Source organism: Agathobaculum sp. TL06 (genome assembly GCF_054658635.1).
Genome location: NZ_BAAGGY010000023.1, coordinates 24,950 through 49,133 on the forward strand (window position 1 = coordinate 24,950; position 24,184 = coordinate 49,133).

The window sequence follows — 24,184 nt, forward strand, 5'->3', positions numbered from 1 at the left end:
TAAAAGTTTGGGAAAGTGTACTTTTCCAAAATCTTAGTCGGTAAGCACCTATGAAAATCATACTCGATATTCCTTAATTTTTCAAGGGTTTCCGCGCAAATTCACAAACCGAAATACTCCTCTGGAAAAGTACACTTTCCCAAAATGACGGGGGTGGTCTTTGTACAACAAAGCACAAGACAGCAATTCCCTATATCAAACAAAAAGGAGGAAAAACATGAAAAAGCGATTATTGTCCGCATTGCTGGCTATGGCCATGATGCTGACGATGGCGCCTGCGGCTTTTGCCACAGACGAAGGCACAGAAGAAACCGGTCAAGAAACCGTATTGCTTTCTGAAGACGACAACACCAATGAAGACGATACTGTTGGAGGAACAGTCGAAACGGAGTCGGTGGCGCAGGTTGGTGACACTACTTACACAACCTTGCAGGCGGCTATCTCGGCTGCGCAGGAAAACAGCGGCACGGTCACGCTGCTGAAAGACGTGGAGTTGTCGGCTATGCAGGAAATTACCGGCACGCTGACCATCGACCTGAACGGCCACACGATCAGCAACGGCACCATAACGAACAACAACTATATGTTGAAAATCAATTCTGATGCCAAGTTGGAGCTGGTTGGCAATACTGCGAACAGCGCCATTACCGACAGTCGAACCAACACGACCGGCACCATCACCGCTATTTGTGTGCTTGGCGAGCTGCATGTCAAGGGTGACAACCTGACCATATCCCGCGGCAAAGGCATCGCTATCAAGGTGGACGAGTCTGGCGCGAATAAGTTGGGTAAGCTGACTGTTGAGAGCGGCACCATCTCGAGTGATCAGGCTGTGCAGAACTGGGGTATTTCCACCATCAACAGCGGTACTTTTAACGGCGATGTTAACAGTGCTGCATATTCCAATATTGGCGGTCAACTGACCATCAACGGCGGCACCTTTGCCAAGAATGTATATACTTGGCAGATGAAATATCCCCAGGTTTGGCCGACAGTTGCTGCTAAGATCGATATCGCTGGCGGTACTTTTAAAGGTACAATCGCGGAGCTGTACGGGAATGCCGTGGAGAGCCTTCAGCCCGTTACGAATGTCAGCTTTCCGACAGATGGTTCTTGCCCGGAGGGCGTTGTTTCCATCACTGGCGGCACGTTCTCCAACAATGCGAAGGATTACTGCGCCATTGGCTACACCACGCAGGAATCGAATGGTACCTATCAGGTCGTTCCCACCAGCGGTATGGAGGCTGATGCCTCGGCATCGAACGGAAATGCCAGCGCTTCCGTGGGCGGCAGCTACAATACCAACAATGACCAGAACGGCGACGAGGTCAACACCGAAAACGACACCATCCAGATCGACGTGACGACAGGCACGAAAGAAGATGGATCGAGCGATCCTGTTGTCAATGAAACTGTCACCTCTGCTACGGTTTCGATCGCCAACGAGTCCTTGACCTCTGTTAAGAACTCCAACAACGATGTTTCCCTGGTCACCGATGTAGCGACTCTGGACATTTCCAGCGACGCTTGGAAGGATATGACCGAGGCAGCGAACAAGGCTGCTGTTAAGATCTCCGTCGAGGTGAAGAAGGACAGCGACAAGGTCACTGGCTGGGAAATCACGGCCAAGGCTGGTAGTGAGGATGTCTTTACCGAAAGCACTACCTCCACTATTGATGTTACGGTGACTTACTCCGCCTCGGAGAACGCTGCCGATGTTATTGTCTACTGCACCGACAGCGGTAAGCGTGGCCCGATGAAGACCACTTGGGACAAGGATGGTGGTAAGCTGACTTGGACCACGCCCCACTTCTCCGGATTTACTGCGCAGGAGGTTGCGGCAGATGCTGAGGCCACTTGGGTGGTAGACGGTGAGTCTGTCAGCACCGGCAGCGGTTCTCTGACGGAGGCTCTGAACGCTGTAAAGGACAACGGCGGCACCATTACGCTGCTCAAGAATATTGAGGTTTCCAATACAGCCGATTCCCTTGCCTCTGAGGCAATCTATACGCTCCCCGACGGCGTAACGCTGGACGGCGCGGGGTATTCTATCACCGCAAAGGCAGAGGGATGGCAGACCACCAATGATTATCCCCAGAAGAACCATATTCTCGGTGTAACGGCTGCGGGCGCAACGGTCACCATTAAGAATCTGACCATCGTGGGCCATGAGAGCACCCGCCATGGCATCAACATTTGGGCGAAGGCTGATGAAAGCAGCCAGCCCAATGTTACGCTTGAAAACGTGAAAATCCAGAACTGCGGCACCGCTGCCGTTGTGGTTAACAATGGCAAGGTCACTGCCACAAACCTTACCACCAGCGGCAACACCTGGGGCGCGGTGAATGTGGACAACAGCGGTTCGTTCACCCTGACGGGCGCCGACAACAACATGGCCGAACCTGTTAAGATCTGGACAGAGAAGCCCGCGGGCTCTGAGAATGCCACGACTATTACCCTCACTGGCTCCAATTTCAGCAGCTTTGATGATGTGAAAGGCGTTGGCGATAACCTGAAGGGCTACACCTACTACACGGACGACGTTTCCGAGCTGGGCGAAGCGTACAACGAGACCACCCAGACCGTGTACGAAGATCTGGATACCGCACTGAAAAGCGATAATGTCAGTGCAAATAACGTTATTACTGTTGTAAAGAATGCCAGCTTGGACAGCGATGCCAGCATCCCCGCAAACGTCACCCTGAAGGTGGCTGAGGGTGTGACCCTGACGATTGCGGAAAATGTTACTCTGACCAATAACGGCACGCTTGAAAACAGCGGTACGATTTCTGGCACCGGCAGCGTGGCAGGAACCGGCAAGCAGACATCCATCGTTACCTTCAGCGTAACCCCGTCCGACGCCAGCATCGTTGTCAAGGATTCTGATGGCAACGAAGTAAGCGCAGTCGGCGGCAAGTATGCACTGGAGAACGGTAAGAATTATACCTATACGGTCTCCAAGAGCGGCTACCGCACCCAGACCAGCACATTCACTGTTACCAAGGCAGAGACTATCACGGTCAACCTGTCCACTTCCGGCGGCGGTGGCGGCGGCGGTTCGTCCAGCAGCAGCGGCTACGCCGTAAGCGTGTCCTCGGCGTCCAACGGTTCTGTATCGGTCAGCCCGAAGAACGCCTCCAAGGGCAGCACGGTCACCATCACCGTCACTCCGAACAGCGGTTACGAGCTGGACGAGCTGACCGTCACTGACAAGAATGGCGATACCGTGAAGCTCACCAACAAGGGCAACGGCAAGTACACCTTCACCATGCCCGCATCCAAGGTGACGGTCAAGGCCATCTTCGAGAAGGCCGCCACCGAGCCGGAGACCCCGGAAACCCCGGTGTTCACCGACGTATCCACCAGCGCCTACTACTATGATGCGGTCGAGTGGGCGGTCGAAGAGGGCGTCACCAGCGGCACCACCGCTACCACCTTCAGCCCGAACGCTTCCTGCACCCGCGCGCAGATGGTCACCTTCCTGTGGCGTGCGAACGGCTCGCCCAAGGCAGGCGGTACAAATCCATTCACCGATGTGAAGCCGGATGCCTACTACTATGACGCGGTTCTGTGGGCCGTGGAAAAGGGCATCACCAGCGGCACCAGCGCCACCACGTTCAGCCCGGATGCAACCGTGACCCGCGGGCAGACGGTAACGTTCCTGTATCGTGCAAACGGCTCCCCTGCCGTTTCCGGTAGCAGCTCGTTTGCCGACGTAGCGGCTGACGCATATTATGCTGCGGCTGTCCAGTGGGCAGTGGCTGAGAATGTTACAGCAGGCACCAGCGCGACGACGTTCAGCCCGAACAACGCCTGCACCCGCGCCCAAATCGTGACCTTCCTGTATCGCGACATGGCATAACCTGCATTTTTCAACTTGTAAGCACCTGAAAAGGACTCCCGTGTGATAATCGCACGGGAGTTCCTCTGTTTCGGGAAAATAATGCGTCCCAAGTTGGGACAGATTAAAAGACCTGATTAGCGTTGGAAATATAGTAAAGCATTTTCTTTTAGGAACTTTTGACAGATTATCGGGAAAAAATCAAGTTCGGCCCTACTTTCACAGAATAATAAGTGCCACTAGGAAAAACCGCGCCGGATAGTCCAGCGCAGCTTTCGCAGCGTCATTCAAAATGAGTCCCAACTTGGGACACATTAAATTCGGTTTTCGTTTTTGGGTACAGTCCTGTCTGGAGACCAGCATAAACACAGGGCGCGCATTGCGCGCCCTGTGAGGCGTTATCCCCTTGGCGACCTCTAATCCCACCGGAAATCCGCAGTCAAGTCCCGCCCCATCAAAGGGGCGGCTCGCGGGCGGCTGCGCAGCAGACGCCCGGCCTTGACGGCGGATGGACGGCGGGATACCCTCCGCACACGGGATAACGCCCCGCTGCTTGCGCATGGGGTTTCAGGGGCCTGCCCCTGACAAGCGGCGTTTGTGGCACAAATGCCATACTTGCTTGTACAACGCCCCTCCGGCGGCGCTGTACATTGGTTATCCTGATTCGGCCGACCGGATAGCTGTGCGGCTGTAAATCTGTTTCATGACAATGAACAGGTGAATGAATTCAGTATAATTTTTCCTGTTTTGTATTTTAAGAACAATCTCAAAAAGAATGTTGTTTTTAGAATCTTTGTTTTCTTTTGGCGAAAATTTCTAATCCCATTCGGTTTTTCAGAAATAATAGTAAAGGGAATTCCCTGACAACTGAATAGAGCAGTCCAGAAAACGTTCCCCATGCGGGAGAGCCGGACAGCGGGCGCGCCATGACAGCCGATTGGCAGGAGCGGGAAACGCCGCGCTGGGGAGCAGCGATTGGCAAAAGCTGCGGGCCGCGACCTTGCATGGATGATAATGATACTTGTGTCGGCTATGCGTCACAGCGTAGGACGCCCCGCCATGGGAATGGAGGGAGGGAAAACCTATGGAGCGGCCATGCCAGCCGCCGCCTGAACTGCTTCTTGCTATTTTGCAAAAATGAAATCCGCATTGGAGCATGCCGGCGTCCGAAGCGGATTTGGTCATATTGTAAAATCAGTCCCAACTTGGGACGCATTATGGGAGGTGTTCCGATGGCAGGCCATACCCGCGCAAAGCCGCCAAAGAGAGAAAGGACCATAGATGGTACTACATACATCGTGACCTCGCATTTCAAACAGACAGGCAGCACCGCAGCCGACCATGTACGCCACTTAATCGACATTGCAACAAAAGAGAGGAAAACCAGCGCAAAACGCTGAATATTTGCACTATTTTGCGAAAAATGGTATAATAATAGCGTCATAAAAGACCTGCTGTGGTGACTGCCGGAATGGAGGTCTACAATGAAAAGGCAGTCTGTCAAAAACTATCCATACAACAATTCAGAAACAGGGAAATGGGCGGCGCTCTATGTTCGTCTCTCCCGCGACGATGATAACGAGGGCGACAGCAACAGCATTGCCCATCAAATCGAAATCCTCAAAAAGTATGCGAAAGACCATGACATCACCCGGTATAAAGTCTATAAAGACGATGGATTTTCAGGTACGAACTTCAACCGTCCCGGCTTTCAGGAAATGCTTTCCGATATTGAAAGCGGCCTTGTAAACATGGTTATTGTCAAGGATATGTCGCGCTTCGGGCGCAACTACCTTGAGGTGGGGATGTATACGGAGATTCGCTTCCCGGAGTTTGACGTGCGGTTTATCGCCGTCAATGACGGCGTGGACAGTGAGCGCGAGGACAACGATTTTACCCCGTTCCGAAACATCATAAACGAATGATATGCGAAAGATACGAGCAAGAAGATCCGCGCCGTATTCAAGGCAAAGGGCATGAGCAGTAAGCGGCTCTCCACGCAGGCACCCTACGGCTATCTGCGGGACAGCGAAGGAAACCTTACAACCGACCCGGAAACCGCTCCAGTCGTCCGGCTGATATTCCAGCTTGCCGCCGAGGGCAACGGTCCCGGCAAGATTGCCCACCATTTGCGGGAAATGGAAATTATTACGCCGGGGACGCTGGAGTTTGAGCGCACGGGGCGCACCCGGCGCTATGACCCGGAGCATCCCTGCTTCTGGCTGTCCAGCACCATTGTCCACATTTTGAACAACCGCGATTACCTCGGCCATACGGTAAACTTCAAGACCACCAAGAAATCTTACAAGAGTAAAAAAACGATGCAAAATCCCGAAGAAAAACAGGTGGTCTTTGAGAACACCCATGAGGCGTTGGTATCGCAGGAAACGTGGGAGATCGTACAGAAGAACCGAGAGAACCGGCGCAGGCCGACCCGTATGGGCGATATGGGACTGTTTTCTGGTCTGTTATACTGCGCCGACTGCGGCCGCACGCTCAACCTCAACCGCACCAAATCATGGGCGCGGGAGCAGGACAACTACACCTGCGGCACCTACAAGCGGAAAAAGGGCGAATGTACCGCCCATTTTATCCGTGCGGTGGTACTGGAACAACTTGTGCTGGAAAACCTGCGGGAAGTCATTGCTTTTGCCCGTGAGGACACCGAGGGCTTTGTCCGTCAGGCCATGTCCAACCGGATGGCGGCGCAGATACAGGAACAGGCGCAGGCCAAGCGGACGCTGGAACAGCAGGAGCGGCGCATTGCAGAAATCGACGGCATCATCAAGCGGTTATATGAGGACAACATCAACGGCAAGCTGACCGATGAACGCTTTTCCAAAATGTCTGCCGACTATGAACGGGAGCAGGCAGGTTTACAGGCCAGTGTGGAAGAACTGCGGGAGAGCGTTGCGGCTTGCGAACAACAGGGCGTAAATATGGACAGCTTTTTGAAGCTGGTGAAAAAGTACACCGTGCCGGACAAGCTGTTCCCCGAACTGCTTCACGCTTTTGTGGAAAAGATTGTAGTACACGCCCCGGACAAGTCCAGCGGACACCGTACCCAGCAAATTGATATTCACTATAATTTTATTGGGGAAATCGGTCTTTCACGCACTATCGACAAAAAAGAACCGGCGTGATATGCCGATTGCACATCACGCCGGTCCCTTGGAACGTGAACATCTTTATGAACACACTCCTCGAAACTGGAAAAATTTTCTTTACTGAAAGCGCTGCGGGGGCAGGCAGCGCGGCGGATGCGGGTATCGGCGGTTTTGTGTAGGTTTTGTGGATTTGCGTGAAGATTCTGTGACCGACCCCAAAAAAAGGCGCCGCCCCGCCGCATGAGTAAACAGGAGCAAAAAACAGCTACAGGGAGGAACGCTTTATGACAGCCTATCAGGATGTATTCAAACGCTATGAGAAAAAATATCTGGTCACCCAGCGGCAGTATAACCAGCTGGCGCGCGCGCTGGCACCCCATATGGTACCCGACCGGTTCGCGCAGTCCACGATCGGCAATATTTACTATGATACGCCGGATTTCCGGCTGATTCGCCGGTCGCTCGACCGGCCGCCGTATAAGGAAAAGCTGCGGCTGCGCGCTTACTGCACGCCGGAGGCCGGCAGCGAGGCGTTTGTCGAAATCAAGAAGAAGTACGACCATATTGTTTACAAGCGCCGGATCGCCATGCCGTATGGACAGGCGATCGCGTACCTGGGCGGCGGGGCGGCGCCCGCCGGCGGACAGATCGCGCGGGAGATCGATTGGTTCCGCGGCTTTTATGAGGGGCTGCGGCCGGCGGTATGTATTTTCTATGACCGCTTTGCGGTGCAGGACCGGCACCAGCCGGAGCTGCGCATCACGTTCGATTCCGGCATCCGGTGGAGGGAGGAGGACCTTGATCTGGCGGCCGGCACGGCCGGCCGTCCGCTGCTCGACGCCGGCACCTGCCTGATGGAGATCAAGATTCCGCAGGCGGCCCCGCTCTGGCTGTCGCGCGCCTTATCCGAGGCCGGGGTTTTCCCGACGCACTTCTCCAAATACGGTGCCGCGTACCAAACCATGCTTCGCGAAGAGACGCTGGGGAAAGGGGGCGTTTCCTGTGCCTGAGATTTTATTCGGTTCAATCCTGGCGGCGGGCATCACCGCTTCCGCGTTTTCCATCTGCCTGCTGGCGGCGCTCGCGCTGGGCGTGCTGGTCGCCGCGGTATATATGTTCCGGAACGCCTATACGCAGTCCATGGCGGTCACACTGGCGCTGATTCCTGCGCTGGTGCAGGTCATCATCCTGCTGGTCAACGGCAATATCGGCGCGGGCGTGGCCGTGTCGGGGGCGTTCAGCCTGGTGCGCTTCCGCTCCGCGGCCGGTTCGGCGCGGGATATCACCTGTATTTTTCTGGCGATGACCCTCGGCCTTGCCTGCGGCATGGGCTATATCGGCATTGCGGCCGTGACCGGCATCGCGGTCTGCCTGCTGCTGACCGTGTATTCCCTGCTCTCCTTCGGCAAAAAGCCGCCGGAGGAAAAGGAGCTGAAGATCACCATTCCGGAGAACCTGGACTACACCGGCCTGTTCGACGACCTGTTTGCCGAATACACCCGCGCCTGCGAGCTGGTTTCTGTGCGGACGACCAACATGGGCAGCCTGTATAACCTGCACTACCATATCACGCTCAAATCAGCGGATATCGAAAAGGAGCTGCTCGATGCGATCCGCTGCCGCAATGGAAATTTGGATATCGTGTGCGGCAAGGTGCCGCAGCTTCGGGAAACACTATGAGAAAAAAGGAGATGCCCTTTATGAAAAGACGACTGCTGTCCGCCCTGCTCGCCGCCGGTATGGCGGCGTCGCTGCTCCCCACTGTGGCCTGCGCCGCGCCGGTCAGCTACACGGAGGAAAACGCGACGCTGATCGCGTTTTCCGATACCGGCGCGGCCGCGTCGGGCCAGTACAGCGGGTATGAGATCGACGGGACCGCGGTATCCATTACGGACGCGGGGACCTATGTGCTGTCCGGCGCATGCGCGGACGGCTCGGTGACGGTCAAAAAGGAGGTTACGGGCGTGACGCTCGTGTTGAACGGGCTGGAGCTGTCCTCGGCCTCGACCGCGCCGATCACGGTGGGCAAAGCGGCGGAGGCGTCGCTGCTCGCCGCCGCGGGCAGTGAAAACACGGTCGCGGACAGCGCGGGCGCAAATGACGAGAGCGCCGCGATCAAGGTCAAGACCGGCGGCACGCTCACGCTGGGCGGCACGGGCGCGCTGACCGTGCAGGGAAACGATAAGAACGGCATCAAGGGCGCGGCCGAGGCCTCGATCACGGTCGATGCGCTGACGCTCGCCATCGACGCGGTGGACGACGGGCTTTCGTGCGATGACGAGCTGGCCATCCTCGGCGGCGCGCTGACCATCACGGCGGGCGGCGACGCGGTCAAGGCTTCGCCCGATGCGGACGATGAAACCGATCCGGATACCGTATCCCAGGGCGATATCACGATCTCGGGCGGCACGCTCACGCTGGTTTCAGCCGCGGACGGGATTCAGGCGGACGGGGATCTGACCGTTACGGGCGGTTCGTTCGACATCACCGCGAACGGCGGGCATGAAACCGCACTGGCGGAGGACGCGTCCTCCTGCAAGGGCATGAAAGCGGGCGGCGCATTGACCGTTACGGGCGGCAGCTTTGCCATCGACAGCGCGGATGACGCGCTGCACGCGGACACCGTATCCGTGACCGGCGGCTCGTTCACGCTTGCGACCGGCGACGACGCCGTGCATGCGGACGATGCGCTAACCGTCGGCACAGCGGACGCCGCCACGGAGGACGGGACGCTCGAAATCCGCATCACCGCCAGCTACGAGGGCCTGGAGGGGACGACGGTCGATATATACGGCGGCGACATCGATATCGTCGCGTCGGACGACGGGGTGAACGCGGCCAACAGCGATATCGGCGAGCGGAGCGACCGGTTCGCCATCAATATCCACGGCGGCGACCTGTATATCGACGCAGGCTCGGACGGTCTGGATTCCAACAATGACATCAACATGACCGGCGGCACGGTGGAGGTATACGGCGCGGACGCGGGCATGGATGTGGCGATCGACTGCGACGGCACGTTCACGTTGTCAGGCGGCACACTGTTCGGCGCGGGCATGACGCCCACGGCGGGTACGCAGGCCTATGTCGCGGTCGGCAGCACCGCCTCGTTTGGCGGCGGGCGGCCCGGCGGCATGGGCGGCGGACGCGGCGGCATGAACGGCGGCACCCCGCCCGATGGTGCGGACGCGGCGGCGGACCCGTCCGGCGGCCGGCCGGGCGGCGCGGACAGAGGAACGCCTCCGGCGGATGGGATGGAGCCGCCCGACAATGCGCCCGACGGCGCGGCAGGCAGCGCGCCTGCCCGTCCGGACGGTATGGGCGGCGGCATGGCGCCGGAAAGCGCGCTGGGCATCACGGAGGGCAGTATCGTCACGATTCAGGACGGGGCGGGGAACACCCTGTATACGGCGACCGCCCTGGGCAGCATGAGCAGTGTGATCTTCTCATCCGCGGCAGTTGAAGAGGGCGCGACCTATACGGTACTGGTGGACGGAGAGGCCGTCGGGGACGCGGAAGCGGTACTCGGCACGGGCGGCGGCATGAGCAGCGCAGATATCCGGACCGAGCAAAGTGCCGCCGCGCTGGCGGCAGCGGCCGGCAGCGGCAGCGCCGGAATGGTCAAATACGCCGTGTCGGAGGGGCTGCGGGGCAGCGTGGATACACTTCTGCTTTCCGCGGACGCGGCGCGGCAGGGCGTCGTGCGGGCCATAGGGGAAAAAGCTGCGGCGGCGCTGCGGCTTCTTGTCGGCCTGCAATGAAATTTTCTTGATAACAAAACAGCTTATACACACATTTAACACATCGCTCCGCTATGATAGAACTATCTTAAAAGCATGGCGGAGAGGAGGCCGGAAGATGCAGACCGTACAGCAGGTGGCGCGCGCCCAGCAGGACACGCCGTTCCTCGAGCGGTTTATCGAGGCGTACCAGCCGTTTATCCTGCGGGCGGCTTCCCAAAGCGCGGGCTTTGCCGTAACGCGCAGCGACGACGAGTATTCCGTGGCGCTCATGGCGTTTTATGAGGCGGTGCGCACCTATAACGCCGCGGGCGGCTCGTTCGGCAGCTACGCGCGGCTGGTGATCGACAGGCGGCTGACCGATCATTACCGCGCGGCGCGCCGGTTTGACGCGGAGGTTCCGCTCTCGCCGCAGATTTTTGACGGAGCAGTGGAAGCGGAGCAGCCGGACGCGGAGGTACAGCGCGCCGTGGTGGAAAAAATGGCGGCGCCCGCGGCCGCCGGCGCGGCGGAGGAGATCGAGGAGGCGAACCGCCTGTTCCGCGGCTATGGGTTCTGCTTTTATGATCTGGGGAAATGCTCGCCGCGCGCGGAGAAAACGCGCAGGGGCTGTGCGGCGGCGGTTGCCGCGCTGCTGCGCACGCCTGCCCTGCTCGCGGAGCTGCGGCGCGCGCACGCGCTTCCGGTCAAGGCGCTCGCCGCGCAGAGCGGCGTGTCCCGCAAGCTGGTCGAGCGGCACCGGAATTATATTGTCGCCGCCGCGCTGCTGCTGGAGGGGGACTATCCGGTGCTTTCGGAATATCTGCAGACCATTCGGAAGGAGATCGCGCGATGCGGGCAGTGATTGTTGCAATACAGGGCCGCCGGGCGGCCGCGTTGGCAAGCGATGGCGCGGTTTATCGGGTGGATGCGGCGGGGCGTTCGGTCGGCCAGGTCATTGAGGTGGCCTCCAGGCGGCGCAGGAGCTGGAAAAAGCCCCTGAGCTGGGCGGCCTGCGCAGCGGTCCTGTGCGCGATGGCGACGACCGGCGTTTACGCTGCGTATGAGCCGTACGCCTACGTCAGCATTGACGCGGCGGACTCGATCGAATATACGCTCAACCGCTTCGACCAGGTGCTGGAGGTGCGGGCGGTGGGCGAGGACGCGGCGCCGCTCACGGAAACGCTGCAGGAGCAGATCCCGCGCTTTTCCCATCTGGACCTGGCGATGGAGCGCACGATGGACCAGATGTACGCGGCCGGAGGGCTGACCGGAGCGGACAGCGATTTTGTCATGGTCGCGGTTTCGGCCAAAACACAGGAAAAGACCGCGCGGCTCAAGGAGCACATGGGAACGCGGCTGAGCGCAGACCGTCCCGACGGGAAGGAGCCGCCGCCCGCGGAGGTGATCCCCGTCAGCGAGGAGCGCTGCGCGCTGGCGCGTCGGCTGGATACCACGCCGGGCCGCTTGGAGCTGGTCGGACGTCTGTATGCGGGACAGGAAGCCCCATCGAGGAAGGAAGCGGAATACTGGTTGGACAAGCCGGCGGGCGAGATCGTGCGCGCGCCGCTGGAACAGGAAGCGCCTGAAAGTAATGAGAAGTGATATCGTATAGCAAAGGAGGCCACCGCCCGATTGGGCGGTGGCCTTTTGCAGGCAGCGCAGTTTGGAAGATAACGAGGGACGGAATAAAGGCCGGAAATGTGGAGCGGGTTTGCCTTGACTAACCAGCAGCTTCAGCGATACGATAGATGCGAGAAATTAGAATAATTCTAAAAATGGAGGGCGGTGGAAACGGGCGGTATGGGACAGGGCGGCATCGCCTGTCCGGAACAAGCCAGAGAAAGGGCGGAACACAATTGGCCAAATATGCGGAAATGATCAGGAAGCTGGTGCTGGATTCCCAGAAGCACTTGACTGCGGAGGAGATTTTCGCAGAGCTGAAAAAAACATGCCCCAGCATAGTGTTGGCGACAGTTTACAACAATCTAAACCGGTTAACCGATGAAGGAAAGCTGCGGCGGATCTGTATGGAGGATTCGCCGGACCGCTACGACCGTCCGACACGGCACGACCATCTGCTCTGCCGGAGCTGTGGCGCGCTGGCGGACATCACCCTGCAGGATCTGACGCAAGCGTTGGAGCGGCAGGTGGACGGAGAGATCTTGTCTTATGACCTGATGATCCATTATATCTGCCCGAAATGTAGAAAGAAAGCATGAGGAGGAACTGTTATGGCACGGTATCGCTGCAATGTCTGCGGATATATTTATGACGAAGAAAAAGAACAGGCGCCGTTTTCCAGCCTGAACGAGTGTCCGGTGTGCCATCAGCCGGCAACCGCGTTCGCGCTGTTTGAGGAAGTGAAAAATACCGAGGCGCCGCCTGCTGCAGAGAAAAAGCTGGACTATCCCAAGGAATATTACCGGCAGGATGCGAGCTGCCGCTATATGGAGGAGATTCATCAGATGGCGGTCAGCGGGAAATCCGTATCCGCCGCAATGGGTACGAAACTGCCGATGCCCGCGTGGGATGATATCCTGCTTTTAGGCGCGCAGCTTGATCCCATGCCGCTGGAGGAGGACGCGCCCGTCTGCACGGAAACGGTTATCGGCCCTCGGGCGAAAAAGCCGCTGGTGCTGCAGAATCCGGTCTACATATCGCATATGTCGTTCGGAGCGCTTTCGCGCGAGGCAAAAATTGCGCTGGCCAAGGGAAGCGCGATGGCGATGAGCGCAATGTGTTCGGGAGAAGGCGGGATCCTGCCGGAGGAAATGGAGGCGGCCGACCGATATATCTTTGAATACGTTGCCAATATGTACAGTGTCACGCCGGAGATCCTGCGCCGCGTGGATGCAATCGAAATCAAGATCGGGCAGGGGACCAAACCGGGGATGGGCGGACACCTGCCCGGGGAAAAGGTAACGCCGGAGATTGCCAAAGTGCGCAACAAGCCGGTCGGGCAGGATGTGATTGCACCTTCCCGTTTTCCGGGCATCCGGACAAAGGAGGATATGAAAGAGCTGGTTTCCCAGCTGCGGCTCGCGTCGGACGGCCGGCCGATCGGTATCAAGATCGCGGCAGGCCATATCGAGCGGGATTTGGCGTTCTGCGTTTATGCGGAACCGGACTTCATCACCATTGACGGCAGGGGCGGTGCGACCGGTTCCTCCCCGCTGCTGCTGCGCGATGCCTCCAGTGTGCCGACGATCTATGCACTGGCGCGGGCGAGAAAGTATCTGGACAGCGTCCATTCCGATATCAGCCTGGTCATTACGGGCGGCCTGCGCGTATCCGCGGACGCAGCAAAAGCGATCGCCATGGGGGCGGACGCGGTCGCGATGGCATCCGCACCGCTCATTGCCATGGCGTGCCAGCAATACCGGATCTGCGGTACCGGCATGTGTCCGGTCGGCGTGGCGACACAGGACCCAGAGCTGAGGGAGCGGCTTAAGATCGAGGTTGCGGCAAAGCGCGTCGGCAATTTCCTGAAGGTGACGCTGGATGAACTGAAGATGTTTGCACGCATCACAGGGCATGAGAATCTGCACGACCTGAATCTGGACGATCTATGCACGATTAACAGGGAGATCAGCGAGCACACGGATATTGTCCATGCGTGATGGGTGGCAAATAAATTAGAATGTCAACCCGATTGTCCCTGACCTGATATTTATTAAAATTTATGAAAAAGAAGTTCCTCGCATCACAATTGTCCAAAGCGTCCGGTCGCCTTTTTTCGAAAATCAATGGGCAAAGATGCCGTTTGCAGATTTCAACCTTTCCGCTTCTGCCAGACGGTCTTATAACCCAGCGTATCGGTTAGTTCTGCGGCCTCGCCGTAGCTTGCTGGACAGGTTAAGGATGCTTGTTCTCCAGCCGTACGCATCGATAAGGATTTCAACCAATCGCTCATGGTATGCTCGCCTGGACGATATAGGACTTTGATTTCGTTTCGATACATTGTATAAAAATCTCTTTTTCTGTTCGCCTTATGGTATAATGGGATTGCTCAAGGCAATTCCGTTTACACCATAGGATGTTAGGCCTGTAAAAGCGACTGTCCGTTCAAATGATTACGCTGCGCATTGACTACGACAGCCTGACATCGGAGGAAATCGTCATGCAGGCGGGCATCCTACAAAAGTCCAAGCTGCTGAAAACCGCAGCAAGCCGGCGGAGGAAGGCCAACCCGCACCTGACCGCCGGCAAGGGCAAAAACGCAAATAAACGAAAAAACACGTTGGACTGGTTGAAAATCAACCATATCCAGCGTGTTTTATTTACCTATGCCCACACGGCAGCTGCTGTTTGGTGTTGTAGTTATTGATTTGCCGTCTTACGGGTGCCCAGCATTGATCGCGGGGACTTTTCATATGGGGTGCAAAGAGCGCCGTATGATTTTTCCGCAAAGGGAGCCGCGGGTAGAAAAAGGGGAACGCGAAATATCGTACTTACCCTGCTGCGTATGGTGACATTCGACCTAAGAACGGTGGGTACGGTTTTCATCCGGCTATATATAGCCTTAAAAATAGAGTGGCGGGATTGGTCTGCATAGTAGTCTGAGCGATCTCTGTTAGAGCATTTGCAGGAAGGCGGTTCTGCGATATTGCTCAGCCTCCGCGTAGCCAAGGATACAAGGGAGCCTGACATGCTCATCTGGGGCAGCGGCAGACCGTGGGGACGGCGGTCTGCCGCGAAGCGGACCTTTACATAGGCATGGGGGTCATTGCCCAATCATCATCCGAAGGATTTCGGTATCCGTATCGTGCATACCTTTACGCCCCAAACGACCGATATTGCGGATGGTGTTCTCGATATTATCGTCGAGGATGCCTTCGTCGCCCTTGAAATAGTCGTCGTTATCGGACATCTTGTCAGCCAGGATCGCGGCATCTATCGCGGAGGCGATTTTTGCGGCGCACGAGGATTTCGCGCCGTCACAAACCATGCCTGAGACGGTACCCAATGTATTGCTGATGGTCAGTTTGATCTGGGCGCGCGAGCCGCCGCGCAGATAGGTGATGGCAGCGCCGCTGCCGGTCGCTGCGCTGACCGCGCCGCAAAAGGCGGAAAGGCTGCCGATACCGGTTTTCAGGTGCGCTGCAACAAGATTGCTGATTACCAGTGCGCGATATAGCCTTTCATCGGAGGTATCCAGCGCCCGCGCGTATTGCACAACGGGTACCGTTACCGTAATGCCCTGATTGCCGCTGCCCGAATTGATAACGACCGGCATATCGCAGCCGCTCATGCGCGCGTCCGAACCGGCGGCGGCGTAAGCCTTTGCGCGTGTTTCTACATCTTCTGTGCCGTATAACTTGAGGATGTTTTTGCCTACATTAGCGCCATAGGCGTTCGTCAGTCCCTCTTCGGCAATGGCCATATTGCATTCAATCTGGTGGTCGAGCAACGGCTTTACGTCCTTGACCTGCAAAGACTCTGCAAAATCCAGAATGCCCTCCACCGTCATAAAATCGCGTTTATGGCTGACGCTGCCGTCGTCGAGCTGGAAATCCTTATGAAGCAGGTCTTTGCCGTTTTTGGAGATGCGGGTGACGTTGGTATGCTTGTCCGCGATCTCTACCAGTGCGGTATCCGAACCCGCACGCATCTCGATGCGGATATACAGGTTGGCGACGCCCTCCACCAGTTCCACCCGGCACAGGTGCTTGGCCGTCAGAGCGCGGGATTGCTCAATCTGCTCGGGGGTGATCGGAGTCAACACCTCAAGCTGCTTATCCGCCCTGCCGCCCACCGCGCCGAGGATGGCGGCGATCTCAACGCCTTTCTGTCCACCTGAGTTGGGAACGGTGACGCCCTTGACATTTTTGATAATGTTGCCGCTGCAATATGCGGTGATCTGCTCCGGCATACAGCCCAATTGCTCCCGTGCCAATGCGCTGGCATAGGCGATCGCAATGGGCTCAGTACACCCTAACGCGGTCACGAGCTCTTCGTTGAGCACCGTGATATACTGGTCATATAGCTTTTGATCCATGCTTGGTATCCTCTTTCCTGCGATTTAAATATTGATACGTCCTGTCGCAGCATTCACTAAGATCTGGACATCCGGTGCGTAAGTGAACACCCAGTATGGCAGGTAGACTTCCTCTCTGCCGATGTATTTCAGCTCCGGACGCTTGAGTAAATAGCTGCGCAGGATGTTTTTTTCAATAATATTATCTTTTTGCATTTCGTAATCATCCAGTGTGTACCGTTCCCTGACAATTTGACTTTCGTCCACTTCGCGCTCCTCATAGGCAGGGATGCAGTCGGTCAGACCGCCTTGCCCCATAACGGGGTCATAAAACAGCGTATAGTTGATCTTCTTAGGCTGGAATGGCGGGCGCGCGGCCAGACCGAGCAGTTTGTTGAAGTAAAGCCGTTTATAGCACAACGCTACTGTGGGCTGTGAGGAGATGCTTCTGCCCTTACGCCGCGCGCGTTTGGATGCGGTTCGTTCGGCGCGCTCCTGCCCGATCAGTTTTTTGTTGAGGGCCACCTTGATCTTCATCCTGTAATCCTCCATGACGATAGGAAAGGCCGCCCGCCTTGAGGGGCAGGCGGCCCTCCGATATGATTCTGTTGGTTTCCTGGGTACATCCGCATGGGACGCGGCGGCATTCAGGTAAAATTTATTTCTTCTCCTTATCCGGGGAGAGCTTGGAAACCACATAGCAGATAACTGCGGTGAGCGGCACCATCACGATAACCTCGCCCATGGACGGGAACGCCGGCCAGAGGTTGAGGAAAATGTAACCGACCGCGCCGATCAGCATGCTCCAGAACACGCCGTTGCGGGAGATGCCTTTCCAGTACAGGCCGATGACCAAGGGTGAGCAGAACGCGGAGATCAGCGCGCCCGCCGCCCATCCTGCCAGCACCGAGATGAGTGGCAGATCAAAGCAGGAGATGCCGGTTGTAATAAGGCCGATGATGATCAGAGAGATCGTGCCGAGACGGATGATCGTCTGCTCGGAGGCCTGCGGATTGATCAGGAACTTGTAAATATCACGCGCCACCGAGGACGATGCGGACAGCAGGAAGCTGTCGACCGAGGACATGATCGCGGCGAAGATTGCGGCGACAAAGAAGCCCGCGATGACCGGCGAGAAATATTTTTCCATGGTGACAATATAAGACATATCAGCATTGGCAAGATCGGGATCGATGGTCGCGGCGACCGCAGCGACAAAGCCCGCCACGATAACGGTAACGGCTGCGAAGATTGAGCCGAGAATAAGCGAGCGGCGTGCGGATTTGCCGTTCCGCATGGTCAGCACGCGCATAACGGTCATGGGAGCGACCAAGCCCCATAGTCCCCAGATCATGGCAAGACCCAGTGCGGCGATCGGGACGTAGCCCATCTGTGCGATCGCCGGGCGGGCTGCTGCCGCGGCTTCCAGCAGACCGGCAATGCCGCCGAATTCGCCGCAGTTCAGCAGGATCGCAAGCGCAAGGCCGACAACACCGATCATCATGACAACGCCCTGGATGATATCGGTGACCGTCACGGCCCACATGCCGCCGACAGAGGCATAAATGACCAATACGATACCCATAACGATAGCGACCTGCGAATAGCTGAAGTTATCGCCCATCAGGTACTGGCCGACGATAGAGGAAGCCTTCATGTTCGGGACGACATACGCCGCCATGAAAATCAGGGACAGGATGGCGTACAGCCAGCGGACGTGGCGGCCGCCAATGCGGTCCTGAAAGAAGTCGCCCAGCGTGCAGATGTTCTTTTCCAGCAGCGGGCCGGCGGTGATGTGCGCAATCAGCGGGAACTGTAACGAGAAGCCGAGCGCTACACACATGACCGCGGGCAGGCCGGCCTTATATGCGATGCCGGCCGAGCCCATGATGGTGGAGGCCGAGCCAACGACCGCATATACCGCGAAAGCGCCCCATGTACCGTTCAGGAAACGGCTGGCAACCCAGTATTCCTCCTCGGAGGAGTGCGCTTTTTTGCCGTAGTAAACGCCGATGCCGATACAGACGATCAAATAAATAACGATCTCAACTAATTCTATAACGCGGATGCCCTGCATGGCTCATTCCCCTTTCTTGCCTTCTGCACGGTTTTCTTCTTCTTCCATCTTCTCTACCCGGGGGACAATGATGTAGCAGACGATGGGACATAGCAGCGATGCCGCCATGACCACATAAGTCATGCCCGGGATCGAGCCGATCTTCCAGCCAAGCGTTGGCGTGACCAGAAGGATCAGGACAGTCGCTACGATCACATAAGCAAAGGATGCGATCAATGAGACCTTCTGGGATTTTTTCATAAAGCAGTACCTCCTTTTTATTCTTTACTCCCTATAAACATTGCCGCAAATGCGGTAAAATCACTTGATTTTGGTCACGCAGTATTCGCAGCGATCGTCGCCCGCGCCGATCTGCTTCTTAAATTCCAGCTTGACGCAGGGGTGAGGCTCCATATTGCCGTAATCGCCTGCAGACAGGATCTCCTGACAGAAGAACTTGATCTCCTCCGGTGTTGCGCCCAACTCCTTGGCCGCCTCGATATGCGGGCAGTAATGGAAGTCTTTCTGCGCGTAATCGTCGGAATACGCCTGGAGCTCCTGCTGGAATACCAGATAGCCCGACTTGGAGGACTGTGCCAGCAGCGACTGCTTCGCGCTAGTGATCTCGCCCCACTTTTTGCCGTTGATGATGCCGAACTCGCGGTAGGTGGCGATCATGACGGCGTCCGCGTCGATTTCGGGATACATTTCTTTCATCTTTTTCCAGACCAGATAGCTGATCATCGCGCGGCCTTTCTGCGCGGAAACGATGGCGTTACGGTAAATCTCAGGCGTGATCTCGCTGTCGAGGCTGAGTTTATCGAAATATTCCTGACATTCAGGATTGGTTTTGGGATCCATCATAATAATACACCTTTCTGTCCGTTTCTTTTTATGATAATAAGTGATGCTTGGGAGTGGTCTGTTCAGCGCACGATGCGGCCCGCAGCGATGACGGTACTGACCTTGCGGAAATTGCGCAGGTCGTCGAGCGGGTTGGCATCAAGCATCAGGATATCGGCGCATTTGCCGACAGTCAGGCTGCCGGTTTCGTTTTCGAGCTGCAGGGCCTGCGCAGCGGTTTCGGTTGCGCTGATGATGATATCGGTGCGGCACATACCGGCGGCTTCCATGTCGAGCATCTCGATGTAATACTCGCCATGGCGGACGAGCGGCGCGCCTGCGTCTCGGCCAAAGGCGATCTTGACGCCTTTCTGGTATGCCAGCGGGAAAGTTTTGTTTTTGTATTCGCAGATCTCACGGGACATTTGGCACATGTAAGGCGAAACGCCGCGTTCCTTGCCGTAACGGGTCATCTGGCAGTAAGGAGAGAAAGTCGGCACCATGAAAACGTCCTGTTCGATAATCTTATCGACAACCTCCTCGTCGAGGAAAGTACAGTGCTCCAGTGTCGTAACGCCGGCGGCGAGCGCGTTCATCATGCCCTCTTTGCTGTGGCAATGCGCAGCCGACGCCATGCCGTGCTTTTGCCCTTCATGGATGGCTGCGGCCATCTCGTCCACATCCAGCTCGGCAACGCCGGGCTGCTCGCCGATTTTGCCCAGGCCGGCAGTCGCCATCAGCTTGATATACTGCGCGCCCTTACGGATATAATCGCGCGCGGCACGGCGTGCTTCATCCGCACCGGCGATCTCGGTGCCGTAGAAATGGCCTCCGATTATACGGATTGCGCCGACACAGGCTACCACGCGTGGACCCTGGATGCGGCCTGCTTTGATCGCATCGCGGACGAGGACGGTCTCACGGTCAATGCCGCCGCAGTCGCGCGCGGTCGTAATGCCGGAACGCACCAGTTCTTCGGCGCTCTCCATGGCGACCAGGACGGCCTCAGCCTCACGGCATTTACCCAAGTCGGCCATCGGGTGCGGGCCGCCGTTCATGCTGAGGTGGACGTGGCAGTCGATAATACCGGGCAGGATGTATTTGCCTGCGGCGTCGATCACTTGATCGGCCTGCTGCGCGATGTCCGTCTCGATTGCGGCGATACGGTCGCCTTCTACCAGCAGATCGGCGGCCTGCCAAGTGTGGTTGAGCCAAGCTTGGCCGTTTTTCAGAAGAATTTTCATGCTTGCGAACTCCTTTCTTGCACATATAAAAGCAATCGTGATATTGCTTTTATATAAATGATTAAAGCAAGTTTTCATACCAAACTGCTTTTTGAGTCGGACAATTTTTTGTGTGCAAATTTGTGAGGAATCGACAAAAAAGCTGGTTTTTGGTCAAAATAATTAAAAAATGTGATTTTCAAAGTAAAATACTTTATCTAATTTTTATAATTTTGACAAAAACTCTTTAAGGGCTTCCCTTGCCTGTATTACAATTTATGGGAAAATGATGACAAAAAAGAAAACTGGCGTTTTATTGGATGCATATTTTCATCCAATAAAACGCCAGTTTTGTGATTATTCTGCTGTCAGCAGACTGGATGCCGATAGCAGGCCTTTCTGTGTCAAGCGGATACCGCCTCTGCCTGCGCCATAGGTCAGCAAGCCGTACGCCCGTAGACGTTCAAGCACTTGGCGCACCCGATACTCACTGACAGAATACCCCTGTCTTTCCAGAGCGTATGTTAGTGAACTGCGGCTCATGGTTTCGCCAAGCAGCGCTTTCAGCACCGCGCGCATCAGCCTTTGCTCTTGTCGGGTCGCGGAGGGAAGCAATGAGGGAGTATTGCAAAAGGGGGTCCGTTGCGCGGCGGTTGACGGTATACGTGCTTGCGGCGGCAGCGCGTCGAGGTCGAGCACATCGCTGCCCGTGCTTTCCATGTACTGGATATAATTACGCAGCTCACGGATATTACCACGCCATTCCAATCCCATAAGCGTTTGCAGCAGCCGGTCGGTTATGGTTACGCCGCCGCGGATACGCTCCAAAAAGGCCCGCGCCAGAAGCGGGATGTCCTCCGGACGATCGCGTAAGGGAGGCAGCTGTAATGGAAACAGGCTCAGTCGATAGAACAGGTCGGCGCGGAAATGCTTCTCTTCCATCAGTTGGTAAAGGTCCTGATTGGTCGCCGCAATGATACGCACATTGACCGGCACGATGCGGTGACTGCCGACCGGCCGTATCTCATGCTCCTCAAGCACGCGCAGCAGCTTGGCCTGCAGTTCCATCGACATTTCGCCGATCTCGTCAAGGAAGATCGTCCCCTCGTGTGCGCACTCGAACAGCCCGATATGCCCTTCGGACTTGGAACCGGTGAAAGCGCCTGCTTCATAGCCGAACAGTTCGCTTTCCAGCAGTGTAGGCGTGAGGGCGGCGCAGTTGAGCGCAACAAACGGCATTCTGCTGCGCGCGGAAGCGTTGTGTATCGCCTGCGCAAAAAGCTCTTTGCCGGTGCCGGTTTCGCCTGTGATCAGCACAGGACCGTCCGCGCGGGCGATATGCTCCGCGATATGGCGGCAGGAAAGGATTGCGGGTGAGTTGCCCAAAATGTGGTCGAAGGTATATTTGGCACGGAAGCCCTGCGATTTCAAATGCAGACGGATCTGAGAGCTGCGTCTCTGCACACGGTCGGAGCTGCGGATGACCGCTACATAATCGACGACCTTGGAAAGTACGCCAACCTCATATATCGAAAGCGTGAAACTCGTCCGAGGGGCGCCGCCGGGGACCCATTTATCCTCCATCGGCCGAAGGGCAAGCAGGATATCACGCATGGCCTTGGGGAGCGGCAGGCTGTGCAGGTTTGCGCCAGCCACATCGCTTTCCTTTAAATGAAGGGCGCTGGCAAATGCACCGTTGCAATGTGTGATATAGCCGTCCTTTCGGTAAACGAGTATACCATCTTCCAGCAGTTCGACGACGGTCTGATAGCGACTCTGGGATTCCATGATAGTGCGCAGGAAGTAGAGGATGCCGTGATTGGCATTAGAGGTGAACTGGATGTATTGCAACAGCCGTTGTTCCATCTGATCATTGAAGCAACGCAGCAGAATCGCGATCTCGAGCAGTTCGTTCGGATCGATTGCAGCCCAGCCCAAGTCGATGGTCTCAGGGAGAGAAGCGGTGACAAGGTCGCCCAAGCCAACAATGACCAGCAAACTGTTCTGCCCATTGAGAGCCCTCTGCCGCGTCTCGGATGTGCTGTCTCGGCCAAGGGGGGTAAAACTGATATGCTTATATCCGCAGTCTAAAATCTGTGAGATCATGTACTTGGCGGTCTCCTCTGTATAGTCGAACAGGACCGCGCTCGTCCCAGGCGGACAGTTAGAAAGCTTTTGCAGTTCACGGCGCACCAGCACACGGCGCAGAAGCAGGAGGTTGGTTGTTTCTGTAATGCGCGGGCGAATGATCGGCACCAGTTCCTGCGAGGTGTAAAGCACAAGGTCACAGTCCAGACGCGCCGGAAGCTCCTGCCCATTGGCATAGTATCCGATCAGTTCCAGCGTGTCCTGAAAGAATTCCCGCAGTGTTTTCATGTAATTATCCATTGCGTGGCGTTCGATCGCCATTAATATCAGCCGTTTTTTCACTGCCTTTTCCTCCCGCAGGTGACGTTGGCTTTATTGTACCACAGCATATGGAAAACAGCTATAGAAAACCAATCGGAGCGATTAAAAGTTGCTTTTCTTTTTCACGTAGGGAAAAACTATCCCATTTCACCTCTGGTCCACATCTGTCTTTTACGGTTTCCAGCTATAAATAAATTGTTCGGTGTGTTTGAAGGCATACCGTCCATCCTTATGGTGGCTTTCTCCGCTGCGAAGGATACGATTTTTGCTGACTCGTCTTTTCTTGCTTGTGTTACAAGCCTTATTAAAGCAATTGGCAGTTGCCTTAATTGTCAGGAAAAACTTGTCATTTCTAGGGACTTGTACGGCATGGGGAACGCCACACACCAAAGCCGTCCCCCAGCGAATAGGTAGCCTTGGGAGATAGTTACGTCTCCTGTGATGAAACAGCCTTATAGGTCCCTGGATATCTGTTCGTCGGCATCGCAATTCTGTTTCCGATCTGCGCCAGCGCTTCTTTCGCGTGCACTCTGGGGAGGCGTTGATGCTTCAAAAGGCGGCGGTCGCCAAGCAGAAAGCGTTTGCGGGAGATGAATACACAGATTTTAATCTGACATTCTCTCTTGAGGACAGTTTCTCAGTGGAATTGAAGCTATGTGAAAAATGGGTTAAGAAGTGGCAGAAGCGGACAGAAATGAATCTGCCGCCGCTGATTTTCCATGAGATTTGACATTTCAGCGCGACATAGAAGCTGCTGGAAAGTGGCGGCGAGTACTAGCTGAAAAAACTCAAAAGAATTCTATGGAAGCTCTTTTGCCGAAGACTGTCAGGATCAGTTAATGCAGATTCTCGATGAAGATCCGGAAATGAAGAAAAAGCGGGCTTGCGACATTTCGTGTATATTTTCAGATAACAAATAGAAATTGTTCTTACCCTATTTTGACATATCGTGTGGTATGTTATAATGGTTGTCACGAAAGGTTGTGTTTCTATGGGTCCTCTTGCT

At 56.2% G+C, this 24,184-nt stretch carries 18 protein-coding genes and 1 pseudogene; 11 read left to right on the plus strand and 8 right to left on the minus strand.

From position 1 onward, the window contains the following. Window positions 1-217: 217 nt before the first annotated feature. The 10 genes and pseudogenes from ACYQ3S_RS13030 to ACYQ3S_RS13075 all read left to right on the plus strand — a co-directional run bounded on the left by ACYQ3S_RS13030 (window position 218) and on the right by ACYQ3S_RS13075 (window position 14,997). Complete coding sequence (locus ACYQ3S_RS13030) at window positions 218-3,862, plus strand: S-layer homology domain-containing protein (RefSeq protein ID WP_459689684.1); 3,645 nt, start codon at window positions 218-220, stop codon at window positions 3,860-3,862. A 1,463-nt stretch (window positions 3,863-5,325) separates the two neighbouring features. Next, window positions 5,326-6,984 (plus strand): annotated as a pseudogene (locus tag ACYQ3S_RS13035) (DUF4368 domain-containing protein). A gap of 248 nt (window positions 6,985-7,232) precedes the next feature. After that, complete coding sequence (locus tag ACYQ3S_RS13040; protein WP_459689685.1) at window positions 7,233-7,958, plus strand: VTC domain-containing protein; 726 nt, start codon at window positions 7,233-7,235, stop codon at window positions 7,956-7,958. After that, complete coding sequence (locus tag ACYQ3S_RS13045) at window positions 7,951-8,628, plus strand: DUF4956 domain-containing protein (protein WP_459689686.1); 678 nt, start codon at window positions 7,951-7,953, stop codon at window positions 8,626-8,628. Before ACYQ3S_RS13040 ends, ACYQ3S_RS13045 begins: the two co-directional genes overlap by 8 nt. Window positions 8,629-8,648: 20 nt before the next feature. Continuing rightward, a complete protein-coding gene (locus ACYQ3S_RS13050; RefSeq protein WP_459689687.1) occupies window positions 8,649-10,709 on the plus strand; it encodes a carbohydrate-binding domain-containing protein in 2,061 nt (686 codons plus the stop codon). 97 nt (window positions 10,710-10,806) lie between these two features. Next, on the plus strand, window positions 10,807-11,532 hold the full coding sequence (locus ACYQ3S_RS13055) for a sigma factor (protein WP_459689688.1): 726 nt from the start codon (window positions 10,807-10,809) through the stop codon (window positions 11,530-11,532). Then, window positions 11,520-12,272, plus strand: coding sequence for an anti-sigma-I factor RsgI family protein (locus tag ACYQ3S_RS13060; RefSeq protein WP_459689689.1), 753 nt, complete (start codon window positions 11,520-11,522; stop codon window positions 12,270-12,272). Before ACYQ3S_RS13055 ends, ACYQ3S_RS13060 begins: the two co-directional genes overlap by 13 nt. Before the next feature lie 254 nt (window positions 12,273-12,526). Next, window positions 12,527-12,889, plus strand: a complete 363-nt coding sequence (locus ACYQ3S_RS13065) for a Fur family transcriptional regulator (protein ID WP_459689691.1) — start codon at window positions 12,527-12,529, stop codon at window positions 12,887-12,889. 12 nt (window positions 12,890-12,901) lie between these two features. After that, window positions 12,902-14,290 (plus strand): glutamate synthase-related protein, encoded by a 1,389-nt coding sequence (locus ACYQ3S_RS13070; RefSeq protein ID WP_459689693.1) that lies wholly within the window; start codon window positions 12,902-12,904, stop codon window positions 14,288-14,290. 500 nt (window positions 14,291-14,790) lie between these two features. Beyond that, window positions 14,791-14,997 (plus strand): hypothetical protein, encoded by a 207-nt coding sequence (locus ACYQ3S_RS13075; protein ID WP_459689694.1) that lies wholly within the window; start codon window positions 14,791-14,793, stop codon window positions 14,995-14,997. Between the two features lie 396 nt (window positions 14,998-15,393). Here the strand turns inward: ACYQ3S_RS13075 and ACYQ3S_RS13080 are convergent, their stop codons facing one another. The 8 genes from ACYQ3S_RS13080 to ACYQ3S_RS13115 all read right to left on the minus strand — a co-directional run bounded on the left by ACYQ3S_RS13080 (window position 15,394) and on the right by ACYQ3S_RS13115 (window position 23,565). Beyond that, the gene (locus ACYQ3S_RS13080; RefSeq protein WP_459689696.1) at window positions 15,394-16,668 is read right to left on the minus strand and encodes an L-cysteine desulfidase family protein; all 1,275 of its coding nucleotides are present in this window, start codon (window positions 16,666-16,668) and stop codon (window positions 15,394-15,396) included. A 24-nt stretch (window positions 16,669-16,692) separates the two neighbouring features. Further along, window positions 16,693-17,184, minus strand: a complete 492-nt coding sequence (locus ACYQ3S_RS13085) for a hypothetical protein (protein ID WP_459689698.1) — start codon at window positions 17,182-17,184, stop codon at window positions 16,693-16,695. Between the two features lie 121 nt (window positions 17,185-17,305). Next, complete coding sequence (locus ACYQ3S_RS13090) at window positions 17,306-18,724, minus strand: sodium:solute symporter family protein (RefSeq protein WP_459689700.1); 1,419 nt, start codon at window positions 18,722-18,724, stop codon at window positions 17,306-17,308. Between the two features lie 3 nt (window positions 18,725-18,727). Then, the gene (locus tag ACYQ3S_RS13095) at window positions 18,728-18,964 is read right to left on the minus strand and encodes a hypothetical protein (RefSeq protein WP_459689701.1); all 237 of its coding nucleotides are present in this window, start codon (window positions 18,962-18,964) and stop codon (window positions 18,728-18,730) included. A 60-nt stretch (window positions 18,965-19,024) separates the two neighbouring features. Beyond that, a complete protein-coding gene (locus ACYQ3S_RS13100) occupies window positions 19,025-19,567 on the minus strand; it encodes an L-2-amino-thiazoline-4-carboxylic acid hydrolase (RefSeq protein WP_459689703.1) in 543 nt (180 codons plus the stop codon). A 62-nt stretch (window positions 19,568-19,629) separates the two neighbouring features. Beyond that, entirely contained in the window at window positions 19,630-20,790 is a 1,161-nt protein-coding gene (locus ACYQ3S_RS13105) for a metal-dependent hydrolase family protein (protein WP_459689704.1), read from the minus strand. A 336-nt stretch (window positions 20,791-21,126) separates the two neighbouring features. After that, window positions 21,127-23,199: a sigma-54 interaction domain-containing protein gene (locus tag ACYQ3S_RS13110; RefSeq protein WP_459689706.1), complete on the minus strand. Its 2,073-nt coding sequence runs from the start codon at window positions 23,197-23,199 to the stop codon at window positions 21,127-21,129. 150 nt (window positions 23,200-23,349) lie between these two features. After that, the gene (locus ACYQ3S_RS13115; RefSeq protein WP_459689708.1) at window positions 23,350-23,565 is read right to left on the minus strand and encodes an integrase DNA-binding domain-containing protein; all 216 of its coding nucleotides are present in this window, start codon (window positions 23,563-23,565) and stop codon (window positions 23,350-23,352) included. A gap of 157 nt (window positions 23,566-23,722) precedes the next feature. Between ACYQ3S_RS13115 and ACYQ3S_RS13120 the strand changes: the two genes are divergently transcribed. Next, window positions 23,723-23,908 carry a hypothetical protein gene (locus ACYQ3S_RS13120; RefSeq protein WP_459689707.1) on the plus strand — a complete coding sequence of 62 codons (186 nt, stop codon included), beginning with the start codon at window positions 23,723-23,725 and terminating at the stop codon, window positions 23,906-23,908. Window positions 23,909-24,184 lie beyond the last annotated feature (276 nt).